Origin of the sequence: Sulfitobacter sp. HI0129 (assembly GCF_001635395.1) — a bacterium.
Taxonomy (GTDB): domain Bacteria; phylum Pseudomonadota; class Alphaproteobacteria; order Rhodobacterales; family Rhodobacteraceae; genus Sulfitobacter.
This window is the reverse complement of the sequence record NZ_LWGH01001117.1, coordinates 1-1,811: the sequence shown is the minus strand read 5'-3', so window position 1 is coordinate 1,811 and position 1,811 is coordinate 1. Positions and strand designations below refer to the sequence as shown.

2 protein-coding genes are annotated in these 1,811 nt (G+C 58.7%); both read right to left on the bottom strand.

All coding sequences use genetic code 11. The annotated features are described in order from the left end of the window. A partial coding sequence (locus A3764_RS23445; RefSeq protein WP_201722512.1) for a TniB family NTP-binding protein occupies positions 1-209 on the bottom strand: 209 nt, incomplete at its 3' end. Beyond that, a partial coding sequence (locus tag A3764_RS23440; RefSeq protein WP_150122439.1) for a Mu transposase C-terminal domain-containing protein occupies positions 200-1,811 on the bottom strand: 1,612 nt, incomplete at its 5' end. The genes A3764_RS23440 and A3764_RS23445, both read right to left, overlap by 10 nt.

Below are 1,811 nucleotides of genomic sequence, written 5' to 3'. Positions count from 1 at the left end.
GTGTCGCCATAGATCAGCAGACAGGGCATCCGGTCGCGCGGCGGATAGGTAAGCAAGTTTTCAAGGCGTCCAAGCGCCAATCCCGCCTGATCGAAGCCGATCCAGCGGTCAGCCCTGATCCAGGCAATACGCTCTTCGTCCGAAAGGGCAGCGAACCGTCGATAGTTCGGATCGAGATGTGCGAACTCCCCTGCCCCGCTCACGACCATTCCTCCACTTCGAAACTGGGCACATTGAGGATGTCACCAGATTCTGCATGTTCAAGGTCGTTTTCTTCGATCGCGGCAGGCTCGACGTTAGCCAGTGCCCGATCTCGCCGTTCCGCAAATCGTCTGGCTTCCCGCGTTTTGCCTGATGCGGCATCAACCAAGGCCCGCTGCTCTTCGATCACTGCGAAAATCAGCTCTTCGTCCTCTAGCGATCGACCCCGCTGGCGCAGAACTGTCTGCGCGCGGCGATGCTCTGCCAAAGTGATCGGAGGGTGCCGCAGATCGGCAAACCGCACAGGGTATCGCTGACCATCCGGGCCCCGCACGAACACGGTGGACAGGTCCCGTGGATCGTAGGACACACGCAACTGTCGCCCCTGCCTGCCAGCCCAAATACTCAGAACATCGTCCCAGTATCTTAGGCCGAACAGGTGGATACCATCGCGGCGCACCATACGTTCGACAGCAGGCAGAAAGTCGATCCGAAACCCTTCTGGATCATAGGGGTGTCGCAAGGCCGCATCGCGTCTCTGAACGGCCTCCTGCCAAGCCGCAATCGGTGGAATACCCAAGGATCGGTGCCGTTCAGCATGATAACGGGTGATTTCAAGAGCAAACCACCGCTCCAGCTCATCCAGCGTCATCGACGAATTTGCTACAGAGTCATAGTCACCACGGTCTTTGATGTTGCTAAATGTCGACCCGGGCAGCAAATGTGCCGCCCCCATCATCGTTCCGATCAGCCGCTCGATATGACCGCCGTAATGTGGCGATCCGATCGGTCGGTACTGCAGCGAAATCCCATGTTCTTCAGCACCACGCCGCATTGCCTTTGAGCGGAACTCCTTGGCGTTATCGACATGAATGGTCTCAGGTAACCCCGACGTCGGCCAGTTTGCATCAATGCCCAAACCGTCCAGCCAATCCAGTTTGGGCTGCACAAGATGTTGGACCGCCAAAGAAACCGACAAGGCTGATGGCGGTTCCAGTGTCAGATAAAACCCAGCAACCATACGGCTGGCAATGTCGATGGCCAGCGTCACCCAAGGCCTTTGCAGGGGCTTGCGGTGGGAACGGTCTACAACGATGACATCCACCAAAGTGTGATCGATCTGGACAACCTCGAAAGCCCGCTCAATCCGATAGGTTCCGGCGACAGGATGATAACGACTACGGGCTGCCTGGGCCCCCTCGCGGGCCGCCACCAATTCGGCAGGGTCTATCGCGGCTACACGGTCGCGGACAGAGGTCCAGCACGGAGCGCGCAGGCCCTGTTGACCGCAACGCCTGCGCACTTCCTTGTACAACGCATTGATGCTCGGCTTCTGACGGGACTTGAAGAAGTCCTCAATTGCCGCTGCAATCACGGCCTCGATCGCTGCCGGCAACCGCCTGCTGCCCGTTTGGGTCCCCGGCGCGCCTGTCAGGAGAGAACTGGTGATCGGCCGCGCCTTATAAGCTCTGATTAGATCGTAAAGACGGGATCGTTTGAGACCAAGTTCCCGGCAGGCCGAGAGGAATTCGCGGCGATTAGGTTTGGCCATGCTCGCCAGCCTTCGTATCACTCCTTCACGCGCAACCGCCTGTTCCCATGCCGCATCA